This is a genomic window from Dyella psychrodurans, from assembly GCF_003363265.1.
Lineage (GTDB): Bacteria > Pseudomonadota > Gammaproteobacteria > Xanthomonadales > Rhodanobacteraceae > Dyella_B > Dyella_B psychrodurans.
In genome coordinates this window covers 46,831-60,594 of sequence record NZ_QRBF01000001.1, presented here as the reverse complement: position 1 = coordinate 60,594, position 13,764 = coordinate 46,831, and the positions used below count along the sequence as shown (strand labels likewise).

Below are 13,764 nucleotides of genomic sequence, written 5' to 3'. Positions count from 1 at the left end.
GGGATAGAACCACCGGATGCTAAAAATACAGCGAATTGCCATGGCAAAAAAGCGATATGATGGCCGCAACACGTCAGGAAAACTCACAGATTGGTGAGCCGCGAATTGCCATCGCTGAATGCGCTGCGGGCCTTCGAGGCCACCGCCCGGCTGGGCAGCGTCAGCCGCGCCGCCGAAGAGCTGAGCGTCACCCACGGTGCGATCAGCCGGCAGCTGCGCGTGTTGGAAGAAGCGCTCCAGCAACCCTTGTTCACCCGCCAAGGCCGCGGCATCACGCTCACCGCCATCGGCGAACAGCTACGCGATCGCGTAACGACCGCATTCGACCAGCTGCGTGACGGCTGGTCGGAGCTGCGCCGCCCCGGCAACGATTCGCCTTTCGTGCTCGGTTGCGCCAGCAGCCTGCTCGCGCGCTGGGTGATTCCACGCCTCGATCGACTCGAACGCGATCTACCCATGCTCCGGCTCCATCTTTCGCCGGAGGAAGATCCGCTTTCACCACAACGCGCGGAGCCCGATGCCGCATTGGCGCTGGCTGCACCGCCCTGGCCGGCCGCGTGGCAAGTGCATGCGTTGGCTCCGGAGCGCATAGGCCCGGTGGTCAGTCCTCGCTATGCGGGCCTTGCACGCCTGCTGGGTCGCGACGAATCGGTGTTGTGCGACGAAGCCCTGTTGCACACGACATCGCGCCCGCAAGCGTGGCCCGAGTGGGCGCAGGCCAGCGGCGTACCCGCGAAGTCATTGCGCCATGGACAAGGATTCGCCCGATTGTTTTATCTGCTGGAAGCGGCGGTTGCCGGACTCGGCGTCGCCATCGCGCCGGAGCAATTGGTACGCGATGACTTGAGCGCCGGTCGCCTGCTTGCTCCCTGGGGATTCCGCCAGACATCGGCGTCGTGGATTCTGGCAACGCCGCGGCGCAGGAACGACAGTCGCGTCGACTCGCTCGCGACCTGGCTGCGCAACGAGCTAAATAGCAACTAGGTCGCCGCGCGCGCTGCCGCGATGAAGTCGCGCAGCTTCGCGGGATCCTTGATGCCCGGCGCGGACTCGATCCCGCTCGACACATCCACCGCCCACGGTCGCGCCGTACGCACGGCCGTTTGCACGTTCGACGGCGTCAGGCCGCCGGCCAGAATCAGCGGCTGCCTAATGTCTTTCGGCATCAGCGACCAATCGAAAGTTTTACCTGTGCCGCCTGCTTCGCCGAGTCCATGACCATCGAGCAGCAAGCCCGCCGCACGCGGATAGGCGCGAAGCTGCGCACGTGCGGAGGCTCCCTCGCCCATCGCAATGGCCTTGAGGTACGGCTGACCGAATTGCGCGCACCACTCGTCGCTTTCCATGCCGTGGAATTGCAGCATCGCGGGCCGAACCGTTTCGATCACCGCCCGTACGAAATCGGCTTCGTCATCCATGCAAAGCGCGACCGTCGTGACAAAGGGAGGCATGGCATCGACGATGGCCTTGGCCTGCTCCAGCGCCACTTGTCGCTTGCTGCGCGACGTCATCACCACGCCGATCGCATCGGCGCCGAGCTGCGCGGCGAGCAGCGCATCCTTGATGCGGGTCATGCCGCAACACTTGATGCGTGTCATTGGCTCACCTCGGGAGGCAGTCCCCAATGTCGTTCGTAACGCGGACCGATGAAGGTCAGGCCGGATGCCGCGGCGGTAGGGCCAGCCACTTCACGATTGCGCCCTGCAAGCAGCTCTGCGACCCATTCCACTGGCTGCTCGCCGCGTCCGACCGGCAGTAGCGAACCGACGATATTGCGCACCATGTGATGCAAAAAAGCGTTGGCTTCGATTTCGATGATCACGCAGGCATCTTCGCGGCGCACCTGAATCATCGTCACCAGTCGCCGCGCATGCGCAGCCTGGCACGAGACCGCTCGAAAAGCGCTGAAATCATGCTCGCCGATCAACGCTTGAGCAGCATCGTGCATGCGCGCGGCATCCAGCGGGTGGCGCTCCCAGGAAACGAAGCGTGCATCCAGCGCCGGACGAATGGCGCGATTGAGGATGGTGTAGCGATAGCGGCGACTACGTGCGGAAAAGCGCGCATGGAAGTCGTCCGCGACGGGTTGCGCCCACAACACGGCCACTTCGGTGGGCAAATTCGAACTTGTGCCGAGCACCCAGCCGCGCATGTCGCGCTGTACCTCGGTGTCGAAATGCACGACCTGGCAACGCCCGTGCACGCCCGCATCCGTGCGGCCCGCGCAGGTGACTTCGATCGGCTCGGCCGCGACAAACGAAAGGGCCTTCTCCACGCTGGCCTGCACGCTCGCACCGTGACTCAGCCGCTGCCAGCCGAGGAAGTTCGTGCCGTCGTATTCGATACCGAGAGCAATGCGCATGAGTGTCTAAGAAACCGCAAGACGACAAGCGTAGCAGCTTGTCGCCAGAATCCCGTGCCTGTGCGGGTTCAATCGCCCCAAAAGCATCGGGCCGGCATAGCCGGCCCGATGGTCGATAAAACATGCGATGCGACGGTCAGTGGATCTTGGCCATCAATGTTTTCGCCACATCCTTCTGCATCTGGGTGCCTTCCTGCATCACCTCATCAAGCATCGCGCGAGCGCCGTCGGGATCGCCCATGTCGAGGTAGGCGCGCGCCAAGTCGAGCTTGGTATCGATAGGATCGTCGTGCAATTCGCCGAAGTCCGCTTCGTGCTCGGCGTGATCGGCGTGCGGAGCCTGGGCCGATTCAGCCGGCTCCTCGAAATTCCAGGTCGATACCGGCTCCTGCTCCGGCTTCACCGCCGTTGCCGTTGCGTGCGTAGCCTGGGCAGGCGACTCGGCGTGATGCGGCGTCAGGTCGAAATCGAAGTGATATTCGCTGACTTTGGACGGCTGCGGCGGCGCGTTCCTGGCGACAGTCGAATCGGAGTCCTGCTTGGCGCCATAGCTGTCCAGGTCGAAGTGGTGCAGCGGCGACTGCTCGTCGTGCGTCGACGGCGGGATGACGGTCTGGGCGAACAACGGGTGGCCAGGCGCCAGGTCTTCGCCCATGTGCACCACATCCTGCCATTCCGGCTGATCGGGGTCGGTGATGTGCGCATGCATGGCCTCCGCCGCGGCCTCGAAATGCTCGACGTCACGACGGGTGTAGTAAAGGCTTACCAGTTCCAGATGCGAGGCGATGTCATCAGGGTGCTCGGCCAGCTGATCGAGCAGTTCGTCCTGATCCGGATCGGAGCCAGCCGGATGATCCTCGTCCGCCGTACCGAAGCGGTCGGCCAGCGACCCCTTGGACGACCCAAGCGGCGGCGCCTTCGCGGGTTTTGCACCCGACTTGCCACGACGCAGCAGACCGACCAGGGCAAGAACAACCACCAGGCCACCGGCACCCAGCGCCCACGGCTGCATGTACCAAGGCTGCTCCTCGGCGGCAGGCGTGACAACCCGATGCACGGGCCGGCTTGCAGGCTTGGAAGCAGGCGTAGTGAGCGGCGTGGTGACCACTGCCGGATGCGGAGCGGTGGCGGCAGTGGCGGGCGTGCTTGCAGGCTTGTTGGCATTCGCCAGTCCAGCCAGCGCCGGATTCGGAGCGGTTACAGCATGCGTGGGGGCCGAGGCAACGGGCTGTGCCGGCTTCGCCGGTGCGGGGGTTGCCACGGGAGCCGGCGGCAGACCCGCCGACTTGCGCGCATCGGCAAGCTTCTTCTGCAGATCCGCGATTTCGTTGTCCTTGAGCGACAACAGGCGCTGATTCTTCGAGTTGAGGTCTTCCAGATCCTTCAACCGCGACTTCAGGTCGTTGCTCTGCTGTTCCAGCGAGGAGAGCGTTTCCTGGCTACGCTGCAATTCCTGGCGAATGGCGGCGTTGCCGTTCGCCTTGCCGTTCGAACCACCTGCGGACTGACCTTCGCTGCCTGGCGGAACCAGCGCAAGCCGGTCAGCATTGCTGCTGGCCGTCGGCGCCACCGAGGCGTTCGAGCGGGTGCCGCCCGTGGCAACGGCAACGGGCGCTGCAGCGACGCTGCCGTTACGCCAATCGCTGTCCTGCTGGCGAACGGTCGCGGCTGCTTCGGCGGCTGCGACGGCGGTCGCGTCGTCGTGCGAAGGTATGCGCAGCACGGCGCCGGCCTTCAGCGCATTGATGTTGTCGCGATAGAAGGCGTCCGGATTGGCCGCCTTGAGGGCGAGCATCATCTGGTTCTTGTCGACGCCCGCCTGTGCCGTCTCCACGGCTACGTGCGAAAGCGTCTGGCCCTTTTCAACCGTGTACTGGCCATTCCTGATCGCCGCTGCCGCATGCTGCGAAGGCGCCGGCGTGGTCTGGCGACGAGCGGCGGCGGCAGTGCCCGATGGCGCGGAAGCGCTGCTGGCCGGTGCACGATGGCGCGTGGGCGCACTGCTCGCGGCAGCTTGCTCCACCTTGCTCGGAGGATCGAGCAGGATGGCGAATTCACGCACACTGCTGCCGGTGGCGCTGGTGACCTGCACCAGGAGGTCCAGGTAAGGGTCGTCCACCGACGTACTGCTGGTGATACGGATGACCTTATGCCCGCTGACATCCGCAACGGTGAAAGTCAGGGGAATGGTCGGGCGCTCACCGCCGGCCTTGGCAAAAGCGTCATTGGAGGCCAGTTCGGCACTCAGGCTCTGCAGTTCCGCCGGGGTTGCCTGTGTGACCGGAATTTCGACCAGCAACGGCTGCCCCAGCGCCGATTTCACGTGGGCCTGTCCCAGCTCCACGGCTGCCGCCTGAGTACTGCCCAGCGCAAGCGCCATCAGTATCGACAGCTTCAACGAACGATTCATCGCGTGCTCCCCCGAACGACCGGACGCTTTACCTAAAAATCACCGCAGCTTGCAGTGACTTTCTCTTGGAAGGCGTCACTTTAGTTAGATAAACGACAATCAACAATAGCCAGTGCTGGTAATTGCCCGTCCCGGGGCGATTTTTTTGCCAGACGTGACGGGCGTCAATGCCCGTCCGCCGGCCTTTTCGAAGCCTCTTGCGTGGCCCTCAGCTGGTCGCGCAATTGGGCAATGGTACGGTCTTGCTGTTGCAGGCGCTCGGCCGCGTCCTGATTGACGGACTCTTGCTGCCCGACATCCTTTTGCAGCCGATCGACTTCGGCCTGGTTTTTGACCACTTTTGCGTTCGTTGCAGTCACGGATTTGGCACTCGCCGCCGTACCGGAAACCTGGGGCCCGGCCCAGGCATGCATCGAAACCAGCAAACACCCCACTACCACTGCCACGGCAAATCGCATTACAGATAGTCCTCGATCAGCAGCTCCGCGATCTGCACGGCGTTGAGCGCCGCGCCCTTGCGGATGTTGTCGGCCACGATCCACATGTCCAGCCCGCGCTCGTGGGAAATGTCCTCGCGCAGACGCCCCACGAACACCGGGTCCTGGCCAGCGGCGTCGCCGACAGGGGTCGGATAGCCGCCGGGCTTGCGCTCGTCCTGCACGACCACGCCTTCGGCATTCTCAAGCAGCGCGCGCGCCTGCTCGGCGGTGATCTTGTCGCGCGTCTCGATATGCACGGCCTCGGCGTGGCCGTAGAACACCGGCACGCGCACTGCCGTCGGGTTCACCTGGATGGACTCGTCTTCCAGGATCTTGCGCGTTTCCCACACCATCTTCATTTCTTCCTTGGTGTAGCCGTTGGGCTGGAAGTCGTCGATGTGCGGGATCACGTTGAAAGCGATCTGCTTGGGGAACTTGGTCCGTTCCACTTCCTGGAAATTGAGCAACGCGGCCGTTTGCTTGCCCAGTTCTTCCATGCCCGAGCGGCCCGCGCCGGACACCGACTGGTAGGTGGCCACGTTGATGCGCTCGATCCCCACCGCGCGATGAATCGGCGCCAGCGCCACCAGCATCTGCATGGTGGAGCAATTGGGATTGGCGATGATCCCGCGCTGCGTGTACTGCGCGATGGCATGCGGATTGACCTCGCTCACCACCAGCGGAATATCGTCCTGGTAGCGAAACTCCGAGGTGTTGTCGATCACCACGGCGCCGGCCTGCGCCGCGCGCGGCGCATGCACGCGGCTTACGGAGCCACCCGCGGAGAAGAAAGCGATGTCCACGCCCGAGAAGTCGTAATCAGCCAGGTTCCGTACGGTGATCTGTTTGCCGCCGAACTCCACCTTGCCGCCGGCGGAGCGCTCGCTGGCCAGCGGCACCAGCTCGCTTACCGGAAATTCGCGCTGGGCCAGGATGCTCAGCAATGTCTCACCCACGGCGCCGGTCGCGCCTACCATGGCTACCTTGTAACTGCTCTTCTTGCTCATCTCGGGTCACTTGTCAGGGAATTGGAATCTAGCCTGCGCGGCGCATGAACGACACGGCAGGGCTTCGTCAGCGTGAGGCATATCACGTTTCACCGGTGCGTCTACCCCGTGCTTCAGGATTCAGTAATGAAGGCGGGTGCCCCGCGTTGGGGCCGTGGCCCAGCGCGGCCAGCAAATTGTCGGCGGCCAATTGGGCCATCGCGCGGCGCGTATCGGCGCTGGCGCTGGCGATATGCGGGCTTAGCACGGCATTGTCGAGTTCGCGCAAAGCCGGATTCACGGAAGGCTCGCCCTCGAAGACATCCAGGCCTGCGGCCGCCAGCCGCCCCTCGCGCAGCGCGACCGCCAGGGCGGCATCGTCCACGATACCGCCACGCGCGATATTCACCAGGACCGCCGTGGGTTTCATGTGTTCGAGTTCCGTCGCGCCGATCGCATGGTGGCTTTGCGCGTTGTACGGAAGCACCAGCACGAGGTGATCCGCACGCTTGAGCAGCTCGCTCTTCTCCACCCATTCCGCACGACATTCGCGCTCGACGGCGTCGGGCAGCCTGGAACGGTTGTGGTAGATGACTTTCATGTCGAAGCCGGCACCGCGTCGCGCCACGGCCTGTCCAATGCGTCCCATGCCGAGAATGCCCAGCGTCTTGCCGTGGACGTCCACGCCCAGCCAATCGTCGAAACGCATCCCGCCGCGCCAGCGCCCTGCCCTCAACCAGCGCTCGGCACTGCAGACGCGGCGCGCCGCAGCCAGAAGCAAGGCCCACGCATAATCGGCCGTCGTCTGCGTGAGGACGTCCGGCGTGTTGGTGGCGACAATGCCCGCCGCCGTCAGTGCGGGAACGTCCAGGTTGTTGTAGCCCACGCCGAGATTCGCGATCGCGCGCAATCGCCGGTTGCCCGCCAGCACGCCGGCATCGATGCGATCGCCCAGCCCGACTATCGCACCGTCGACATGGGCCAACTTGGCGCGCAATTGCTCCGGCGTGCGCTTGCTTTCCTTGGGTTCCACGCTCACGTCCACGTACTGGGCGAGTGTCGCCAGTACCTCGGGAAACAATGGGCGCGAAACCCAGACGCTGTGTGATTTGCTCATCGTGACGACAACTACCTCGGACACCTGCTGCCTGCCGGACCGAACCGCTTGCGGTACCGGCTCCCTGCTCCATCAGGGAATACGTGGTTTTATCTCGCCCACGTCGCCGCATTGCGCACGGTGGCGCAATGCGTGGTCCATCAGCACCAGTGCCATCATCGCCTCGGCAATGGGGGTGGCGCGGATCCCGACGCAGGGATCATGGCGCCCTTTGGTCACCACGTCGACCGGCTCGCCGACCAGGTTCACGCTGTGGCCGGGAATCAGAATGCTGGAAGTGGGCTTGAGCGCGATCGAGGCACGCACAACCTGCCCCGTACTGATCCCGCCAAGGATGCCACCCGCATGATTGGACGTAAAGCCGTCCATATGCATTTCGTCCCTATGCTGGCTTCCGCGCTGTGCGACGGCATCGAAACCGTCGCCGATTTCGACGCCTTTCACCGCATTGATGGACATGAGGGCGGCGGCCAGGTCGCCATCCAGCTTGCCGTAGATCGGCTCGCCCCAGCCCGGAGGCACGCCTTCGGCATCGACGTTCACGCGCGCGCCGACCGAATCGCCGGACTTGCGCAAGGCGTCCATGTATTTTTCGAGTGCGGGAACCTGGGGTTCATGCGGCCAGAAAAACGAATTCTGCTCCACCGCATCCCAATCGAAACCTTCAGGCGTGACCTCGCCAAGCTGGGCCAGGTAACCGCGAATGAGCACACCGTAGCGCTCGGCCAGCCACTTCTTGGCAATCACCGCCGCCGCGACACGCATGGTGGTCTCGCGCGCCGAGGAGCGTCCGCCGCCGCGCGGATCGCGGATGCCGTACTTCTGCCAATAGGTGTAATCGGCGTGCCCCGGCCGGAAGGTGTCGACGATATCGCCGTAGTCCTTGCTGCGCTGGTCGGTGTTGCGGATCAGCAGCGCGATCGGCGTGCCGGTGGTGCGTCCCTGATACACGCCGGAAAGTATTTCCACCTCGTCGGCTTCGCGGCGCTGCGATGTGTGCCGGCTGCGCCCGGTGGCGCGACGATCGAGATCCGTGCGGAATGCTTCGACGTCAATCGACAATCCCGGAGGGCAGCCGTCGATCACGCAGCCGATGGCGGGTCCATGGCTTTCGCCGAAGGTCGTAACAGTGAATAGCTTGCCGGTGGAGTTGCTGGACACGGGGAAACCAGTAGCAGTGGATGGTGGCAAAGACGCCTAATCCGGGAGCGCGGCACGCGCGAATCGCCGGACAATCCCCGCATCTTGCCACGCCTAGCGATCCGGCGCTGCGGCTTCTTAAACGCGCGCGCCGTCCGGCGGCCACTCCGACGCCAGCAGGGCGAAGATGACGTCATCGACCCACTCGCCACGCACCTTCAGACTCTTCCGAAAGTGGGCCTCCTCGCGCATGCCCAGCGACCGCAGCAGCGCCGCGCTGGCCAGATTGCGGGGATCGATCGACGCCTGCACACGTCGTGCGCCCCGTATTTCGAACAGGAAGCCCAGCACCGCAGAAGCCGCTTCGCGAGCAAATCCCTTGCGCTGGTGCAATGGCGCCAGGGTGATACCGAATTCGTACGATCCCTCACGATCACGCGGAACGTACACGCCCATATCGCCTATCAATGTGCCATCGCCGGACAGCCGGATGGCACGTTGAAACCAGCCGTCGGGATGGTCCAGCGACGCATGACACTGCGCGCGAATGAAATCCAGCACGTCCTCGCGCGTCTCGGGACACCAGCCCTGATAGAGAGCGACAGACGGGTCGGAGCGATACCGAAACAACGCATCCGCATCGTCTTCACGCAATGCGTCCAGGCGCAGCCTTGCGGTGGCCAGTTCCACGCGCAGCGATCATCCGCTCAGCGCGCGCGACGAGCAGTGGCGGCCGCGCGGATCGCATCAGCGTGCTCGATCAGTTCACGCCGCTCAAGCGCGAACACGCCCATCGGCCCCACCTTGAACTCGATCCAGACGAAAGGCACTTCGGGCAACAAGGCGTTGAGCGCATGCTCGCTCTCGCCGACCTCCACGATCAGCAAGCCGTCGGCGGTAAGGTGCTCGGCCGCTTCATCAAGCATGCGCAGGCAGATATCCAGACCGTCTTCGCCGGAGGTCAGGCCGAGTTTCGGTTCGTGACTGTATTCGCCGGGCAATGCGGCGTATTCGTCTTCGGTGACGTAAGGCGGATTGGAAACGATCAGGTCGTATTTGCGCCCCTTGAGCCCCGCAAAAAGATCGGAGCGGACCACGTCCACGCGATCGACGACGTGCTGGAACGCCACGTTCTCGCGTGCCAGCGACAGCGCATCGTCGCTGATGTCGACAATGTCGACATGCCAATGCGGGTTGTACTCGGCCATCGCGATGCCGATGCAGCCCGAACCGGTGCACAGGTCCAGCGCACGCTCGACATGACGGCCGTCGAGCCACGGCGTGAAGCCTGACTCGATCAATTCGGCGATGGGCGAGCGCGGCACCAGGGCACGGCGGTCGCTCTTGAATTTCAAGCCGGCGAACCAGGTTTCGCCGACGAGATAGGCCACCGGCAGGCGCTCATTGACGCGTCGCTCGATCAGATTGAGCACACGCACGCGCTCCTCGGCCGTCAGCTTGCTGGCGCCGTAGGCCGGCGGAATATCCGGCGGCAGATGCAGGCTGGCCAGCACCAGATGGGTGGCTTCATCGATCGGGTTGTCGTGGCTGTGCCCGAAAGTCAGCCCGGCCGCGGAAAAGCGGCTGGCGCCGTAACGGATAAAGTCGATGATCGAGGCGAGTTCGGCAGTCACGTAGGCACGGTCCGGCTTGGGGGCTGTGAAGTATAGCGACTGCTCAACGTCGGCCCCATGCAGGTTCATGACTAAGGCTCACGCCGCCTCGCCTCCCTGGGGTCCGTAGAACATCACCCAGGCGCTGAAATCCCTGCTGAAATCCTCAAAGTGATGGGGCGTGCCGGCGGGCACGAACAAGACTTCGCCAGGCCCGAAGGGTTGTCGCGTGTCTCCGCAGACGAAGTAGCCCTTCCCGGAAATCACCACGCACAGTTCGTCGCGGCGGTGCGGTGTCTGCGTGTCGATGCCGGCCGGCTGGAAGATTTCCACCTCCAGCGAACCGTGCTTGAACATGCCAAGCGAAGACTTTCTGGCTTGGTCGAGTACGGCCAATGCCACGGCTGGTGTCATACGTTGTTGCATTAGAACCTCCCCACGGAACCATCGCAGCCCCCGCCTGGAATCGTTCCGTTTTCCTTATACTTGCCGGATGACTTTCAAGGTATTCCTGCAATACATCCTTCCTCACCGCGCTTTGTCGCGCGTGGTTTACTGGGCCACGCGCTGGACATTCGCGCCCTGGAAGAACTTCCTGGTGAGCCAGATCGTGCGCCGCTATCAGGTCAACATGGCCGAAGCCGCACAACCGGACCCTCTCGCCTACCCTCACTTCAATGCGTTCTTCACGCGCAAATTGCGCCCCGATGCCCGCCGTGCTGATGCAACCCCGGCCGCCCTGCTCTCGCCGGCAGACGGTCGCATCAGCCAGGCGGGCCCTATCCTCGACGGCCGCATCTTCCAGGCCAAGGGACAGGAATACACGGCCGCCGAGCTGCTTGGTGACGAAGCCGCAGCGGCCCCCTATCGGCGCGGACGTTTCGTCACCATCTACCTCTCGCCGCGCGACTACCATCGCGTGCACATGCCACTGCGCGGCGAGCTGAGGGAGACCGTGCATATCCCGGGCCGAATCTTCAGCGTGGCCCCTTTTGCCGTCGATGCGATTCCTCGACTGTTCGCACGCAATGAGCGACTGGTCTGTCACTTCGAAGGCGAGCACGGGCCATTCGCCGTGGTGATGGTCGGCGCCATCCTCGTGTCGTCGGTCGCCACCGTCTGGGATGGGTTGGTGATTCCGCCTTATGCGCCGTCGATCCGGCGCAAATCGTTCGCAGGGCAGAACATTTCCCTCGATCGCTTCAGCGAGATGGCGCGCTTCAACATGGGCTCCACCGTGATCGTGCTGCTGCCAGAGGGGAGCGCCGAACTGGATGCGCTCACGCCGCAGCAGGCGATCAAAGTCGGCGAGCGAATAGGAGAACTGCGTCACACTTAATCGATTCAAGCACGTTCGGCGATATGCCCAATTCGCCGAACGTTGACGCATGTCGTCATTTTGTGACGTTTTCGGCGCATCACCCAAAAAGGTATCGCTATCCTCCGTTGCCAATCCGCGCGCGACCGTGCGGCATCTGTCCAATGAGGGGTCCCATGCAGATTGTCACCCGCCTTATCGCGATGACTCGTGCCCGTCAGCTGCAGCGTCAGTTCCAGCAGATCGAGCGCAGCATCTCCTCGCTGCCCGTGCGCACTCGCTCCCGCCTCGGCCTTATGGCGCTGCGGGAAATCGGCCAGGCGTCCAAGTGCGAATTCCCGCATCTCTATGGCACGGCGCCGGAACAGCGCTACATGCCCTGGGGTCAAGGCACTGACATCGGCTACAACCGATCGAAATCCGAGAATCCCGAGGTCGCCCTGCGCGGCATCGCCCTGTGGTTGGCCGTGGCCTATCACGAAACCAAGGATTCGCAGTACGTCTCGCTGCAACCGCAACACCGCCAGCTTCTGCGCGTATTGCGTGAGCTGCGCGACACGGGAGGCGAACAGGCCAATGCCGCCGCACAGTGGATGCGCTCGGGCGCCGCCGCCTAAGCCCACCTCGTTCCACACATCGAAGACGATTGCCTCGCGTCACCGCAGACGAAGGGACGAGGGATGAGTAGCGAGGGCTTCCAGGAGCTCCTACTCTCCGATATGGGAAAGGAATGGCGACAACGAAGGCATTCCGGCAGGCCGCTCCAGGCGGTGGCCTGCCATCGAGGCAACCCTCGCTACTCTTCCCTCGCCCCTTGAGCGTTTACCGACAGCTAGGCAACTTGAGCACCTGTCCAATCTTCACGTGATTGAACTTCAGGTTGTTCATCCGGGCCACTTCGCTCTCACTGGAACAACCGCCGTGCCTGCGCACGATGCTTGAGAGCGTGTCGCCACGACGTACGGTGTAGTGAACGACCGGGTCCGCCGCCACAGCAGGCTGCGGATCGGGAAATACGGGAACCACGGCGTTATGCAGGTCGCTGGCAAGGATCGGCCACGGCCCGTCCACGCAACGCACCGCGTACGCCTTTTCCAGCGGCTTGGGCACCTGCAGCACTGCCCCTATCGGCTGTTCCTGCTGCGGATCGAGCCTGGGATTGAGGTTGCGCAAAGTGCGGAACCAGCCGGCAGGCATGTCGTCGACCGAACCCAGGCACACCGTCAGTTCCGAAATGGAGGCCGTACGCTTGAGCGTGATGCTTCCGGGCTCGCCATCGAGCTGCGGAAAACGCAGGTTGTAACTGTCCGGGTGCAGGAACAGCCATGCCGCCGCCAGCACTTCCGGCACGTAGTCGCGGGTTTCCTGCGACACCTGGGCGTAAATGCGCGGGTCGTAGAAGCTCACCGACGTATCGTCGCCCACCAATCTGCGCATGCGCCCCTCGCCGCCGTTGTAGGCGGCAAGCGTGAGTTCGAGATTGTCGTTGAAGACCTTCAATTGCTCGTCCACGTATTGGGCGTTCGCACGCGCCGATTCAGTCGGATCAAAGCGCGTATCGAATCCATCCTGGTCGCTGAGCCCGAAGCGAAGCCCCGTGGCGTACATGAACTGCAGCGGGCCCGCCGCGCCGGAGCGCGAAACGGCGTGCACCTTGCCACCCGATTCCTTGGCGAGAATGCCGAACAGCAACGCTTCCGGCAGCCCTTCCTGCTGATATTGGGGCCACATCTCGTGGCGCAGGTATTGGTAGTTGACGTAGGCGTCCATCAGGTTCGAGCGCCACTGGGTCAGCCACATTTCCAGCGCGGCCTTCACCGGGCCGTTCATCGCGATCAGTTCGGAAAGCTGATGTCCGCGCAACAGCGTCACGCTGCGTTGCGCCTCAGGCAGGCTGGCGGCGCCGGCTTGACCAGGCAGCGCACCCGCGGTGGCGTCGCTGGTGTCCTCGCCAGGCGTCTGGTCACCGATGAAGCTGCCGTCCTTCAGCCGCAGCAGATGATCGTAAACCGAGAAAAAGCGCTGCGGATCGCATCCGGGCGTGACGCCGCAATGCGCTGCCGCGTCCTTCAGCTGATTGATCGATCCTTCCAGGGTCTTCTCCGCAGCCTCCTGGTCGCCCGCGCGCGTCTGCTGAAGGGCCGTCTCGTAGCTTTGGCTGGCCTGGTCGATCTGCGCATACAACGCATTGAGCGACGCCGAAGGCGGCTGCGGCTTTGCCGCCGCGCCTCCCGAAGCACAGCCGGCTACCTCAACCAGCGCAGCGACCAGCGAAACCAGACGGAGGGAACGAGCGGTAATACGGTAAGACATGTCGGGTTACACCAGCACCAAAGGCG

General features: G+C 63.7%; 14 protein-coding genes. 3 read left to right on the top strand and 11 right to left on the bottom strand.

Annotated features, from left to right (window positions below):
- Positions 1 to 93: 93 nt before the first annotated feature.
- Entirely contained in the window at positions 94 to 984 is an 891-nt protein-coding gene (locus tag DWU99_RS00265; RefSeq protein ID WP_115477122.1) for a LysR family transcriptional regulator, read from the top strand.
- On the opposite strand, the gene DWU99_RS00260 is transcribed toward DWU99_RS00265, so the two are convergent.
- From DWU99_RS00260 to DWU99_RS00215, 10 genes are all read right to left on the bottom strand, one after another.
- Positions 981 to 1,598: a phosphoribosylanthranilate isomerase gene (locus tag DWU99_RS00260; protein ID WP_115475997.1), complete on the bottom strand. Its 618-nt coding sequence runs from the start codon at positions 1,596 to 1,598 to the stop codon at positions 981 to 983. The two genes, DWU99_RS00265 and DWU99_RS00260, sit on opposite strands and share 4 nt — an antisense overlap.
- The gene (gene truA / locus DWU99_RS00255) at positions 1,595 to 2,362 is read right to left on the bottom strand and encodes a tRNA pseudouridine(38-40) synthase TruA (RefSeq protein WP_115475996.1); all 768 of its coding nucleotides are present in this window, start codon (positions 2,360 to 2,362) and stop codon (positions 1,595 to 1,597) included. The genes DWU99_RS00260 and truA overlap by 4 nt, the downstream gene beginning before the upstream one ends.
- A gap of 136 nt (positions 2,363 to 2,498) precedes the next feature.
- A complete protein-coding gene (locus DWU99_RS00250; protein WP_115475995.1) occupies positions 2,499 to 4,772 on the bottom strand; it encodes a motility hub landmark protein FimV in 2,274 nt (757 codons plus the stop codon).
- A gap of 164 nt (positions 4,773 to 4,936) precedes the next feature.
- Positions 4,937 to 5,230: a hypothetical protein gene (locus DWU99_RS00245; RefSeq protein ID WP_115475994.1), complete on the bottom strand. Its 294-nt coding sequence runs from the start codon at positions 5,228 to 5,230 to the stop codon at positions 4,937 to 4,939.
- Positions 5,230 to 6,258 carry an aspartate-semialdehyde dehydrogenase gene (locus tag DWU99_RS00240; RefSeq protein ID WP_115475993.1) on the bottom strand — a complete coding sequence of 343 codons (1,029 nt, stop codon included), beginning with the start codon at positions 6,256 to 6,258 and terminating at the stop codon, positions 5,230 to 5,232. The genes DWU99_RS00245 and DWU99_RS00240 overlap by 1 nt, the downstream gene beginning before the upstream one ends.
- 82 nt (positions 6,259 to 6,340) lie before the next feature.
- Positions 6,341 to 7,354 carry a 2-hydroxyacid dehydrogenase gene (locus DWU99_RS00235; protein WP_115475992.1) on the bottom strand — a complete coding sequence of 338 codons (1,014 nt, stop codon included), beginning with the start codon at positions 7,352 to 7,354 and terminating at the stop codon, positions 6,341 to 6,343.
- Between the two features lie 72 nt (positions 7,355 to 7,426).
- Positions 7,427 to 8,515 carry a chorismate synthase gene (aroC, locus tag DWU99_RS00230; protein WP_115475991.1) on the bottom strand — a complete coding sequence of 363 codons (1,089 nt, stop codon included), beginning with the start codon at positions 8,513 to 8,515 and terminating at the stop codon, positions 7,427 to 7,429.
- A gap of 117 nt (positions 8,516 to 8,632) precedes the next feature.
- Positions 8,633 to 9,184: a GNAT family N-acetyltransferase gene (locus DWU99_RS00225; RefSeq protein ID WP_115475990.1), complete on the bottom strand. Its 552-nt coding sequence runs from the start codon at positions 9,182 to 9,184 to the stop codon at positions 8,633 to 8,635.
- 17 nt (positions 9,185 to 9,201) lie between these two features.
- Positions 9,202 to 10,128, bottom strand: a complete 927-nt coding sequence (gene prmB, locus DWU99_RS00220; protein WP_115477121.1) for a 50S ribosomal protein L3 N(5)-glutamine methyltransferase — start codon at positions 10,126 to 10,128, stop codon at positions 9,202 to 9,204.
- Between the two features lie 78 nt (positions 10,129 to 10,206).
- Positions 10,207 to 10,533, bottom strand: a complete 327-nt coding sequence (locus tag DWU99_RS00215) for a cupin domain-containing protein (protein ID WP_199535656.1) — start codon at positions 10,531 to 10,533, stop codon at positions 10,207 to 10,209.
- Positions 10,534 to 10,600: 67 nt separating this feature from the next.
- On the opposite strand from DWU99_RS00215, the gene asd reads away from it, so the two are divergent.
- Positions 10,601 to 11,446 carry an archaetidylserine decarboxylase gene (gene asd, locus DWU99_RS00210; RefSeq protein ID WP_115475989.1) on the top strand — a complete coding sequence of 282 codons (846 nt, stop codon included), beginning with the start codon at positions 10,601 to 10,603 and terminating at the stop codon, positions 11,444 to 11,446.
- A gap of 155 nt (positions 11,447 to 11,601) precedes the next feature.
- Positions 11,602 to 12,042, top strand: a complete 441-nt coding sequence (locus DWU99_RS00205) for a hypothetical protein (RefSeq protein ID WP_199535655.1) — start codon at positions 11,602 to 11,604, stop codon at positions 12,040 to 12,042.
- A 205-nt stretch (positions 12,043 to 12,247) separates the two neighbouring features.
- Here DWU99_RS00205 and DWU99_RS00200 read toward each other — a convergent pair whose 3' ends face one another.
- A complete protein-coding gene (locus DWU99_RS00200; protein WP_115475988.1) occupies positions 12,248 to 13,738 on the bottom strand; it encodes a transglycosylase SLT domain-containing protein in 1,491 nt (496 codons plus the stop codon).
- Positions 13,739 to 13,764: the final 26 nt, after the last annotated feature.

Excerpts from the sequence above, each read along its gene's own strand:
- truA (WP_115475996.1), bottom strand. The coding sequence starts at position 2,362 with ATGCGCATTGCTCTCGGTATCGAATACGACGGCACGAACTTCCTCGGC.
- DWU99_RS00250 (WP_115475995.1), bottom strand. The coding sequence starts at position 4,772 with ATGAATCGTTCGTTGAAGCTGTCGATACTGATGGCGCTTGCGCTGGGC.
- DWU99_RS00200 (WP_115475988.1), bottom strand. The coding sequence starts at position 13,738 with ATGTCTTACCGTATTACCGCTCGTTCCCTCCGTCTGGTTTCGCTGGTC.
- asd (WP_115475989.1), top strand. The coding sequence starts at position 10,601 with ATGACTTTCAAGGTATTCCTGCAATACATCCTTCCTCACCGCGCTTTG.
- DWU99_RS00205 (WP_199535655.1), top strand. The coding sequence starts at position 11,602 with ATGCAGATTGTCACCCGCCTTATCGCGATGACTCGTGCCCGTCAGCTG.
- DWU99_RS00215 (WP_199535656.1), bottom strand. The coding sequence starts at position 10,533 with ATGCAACAACGTATGACACCAGCCGTGGCATTGGCCGTACTCGACCAA.
- DWU99_RS00235 (WP_115475992.1), bottom strand. The coding sequence starts at position 7,354 with ATGAGCAAATCACACAGCGTCTGGGTTTCGCGCCCATTGTTTCCCGAG.
- DWU99_RS00245 (WP_115475994.1), bottom strand. The coding sequence starts at position 5,230 with ATGCGATTTGCCGTGGCAGTGGTAGTGGGGTGTTTGCTGGTTTCGATG.
- DWU99_RS00240 (WP_115475993.1), bottom strand. The coding sequence starts at position 6,258 with ATGAGCAAGAAGAGCAGTTACAAGGTAGCCATGGTAGGCGCGACCGGC.
- DWU99_RS00260 (WP_115475997.1), bottom strand. The coding sequence starts at position 1,598 with ATGACACGCATCAAGTGTTGCGGCATGACCCGCATCAAGGATGCGCTG.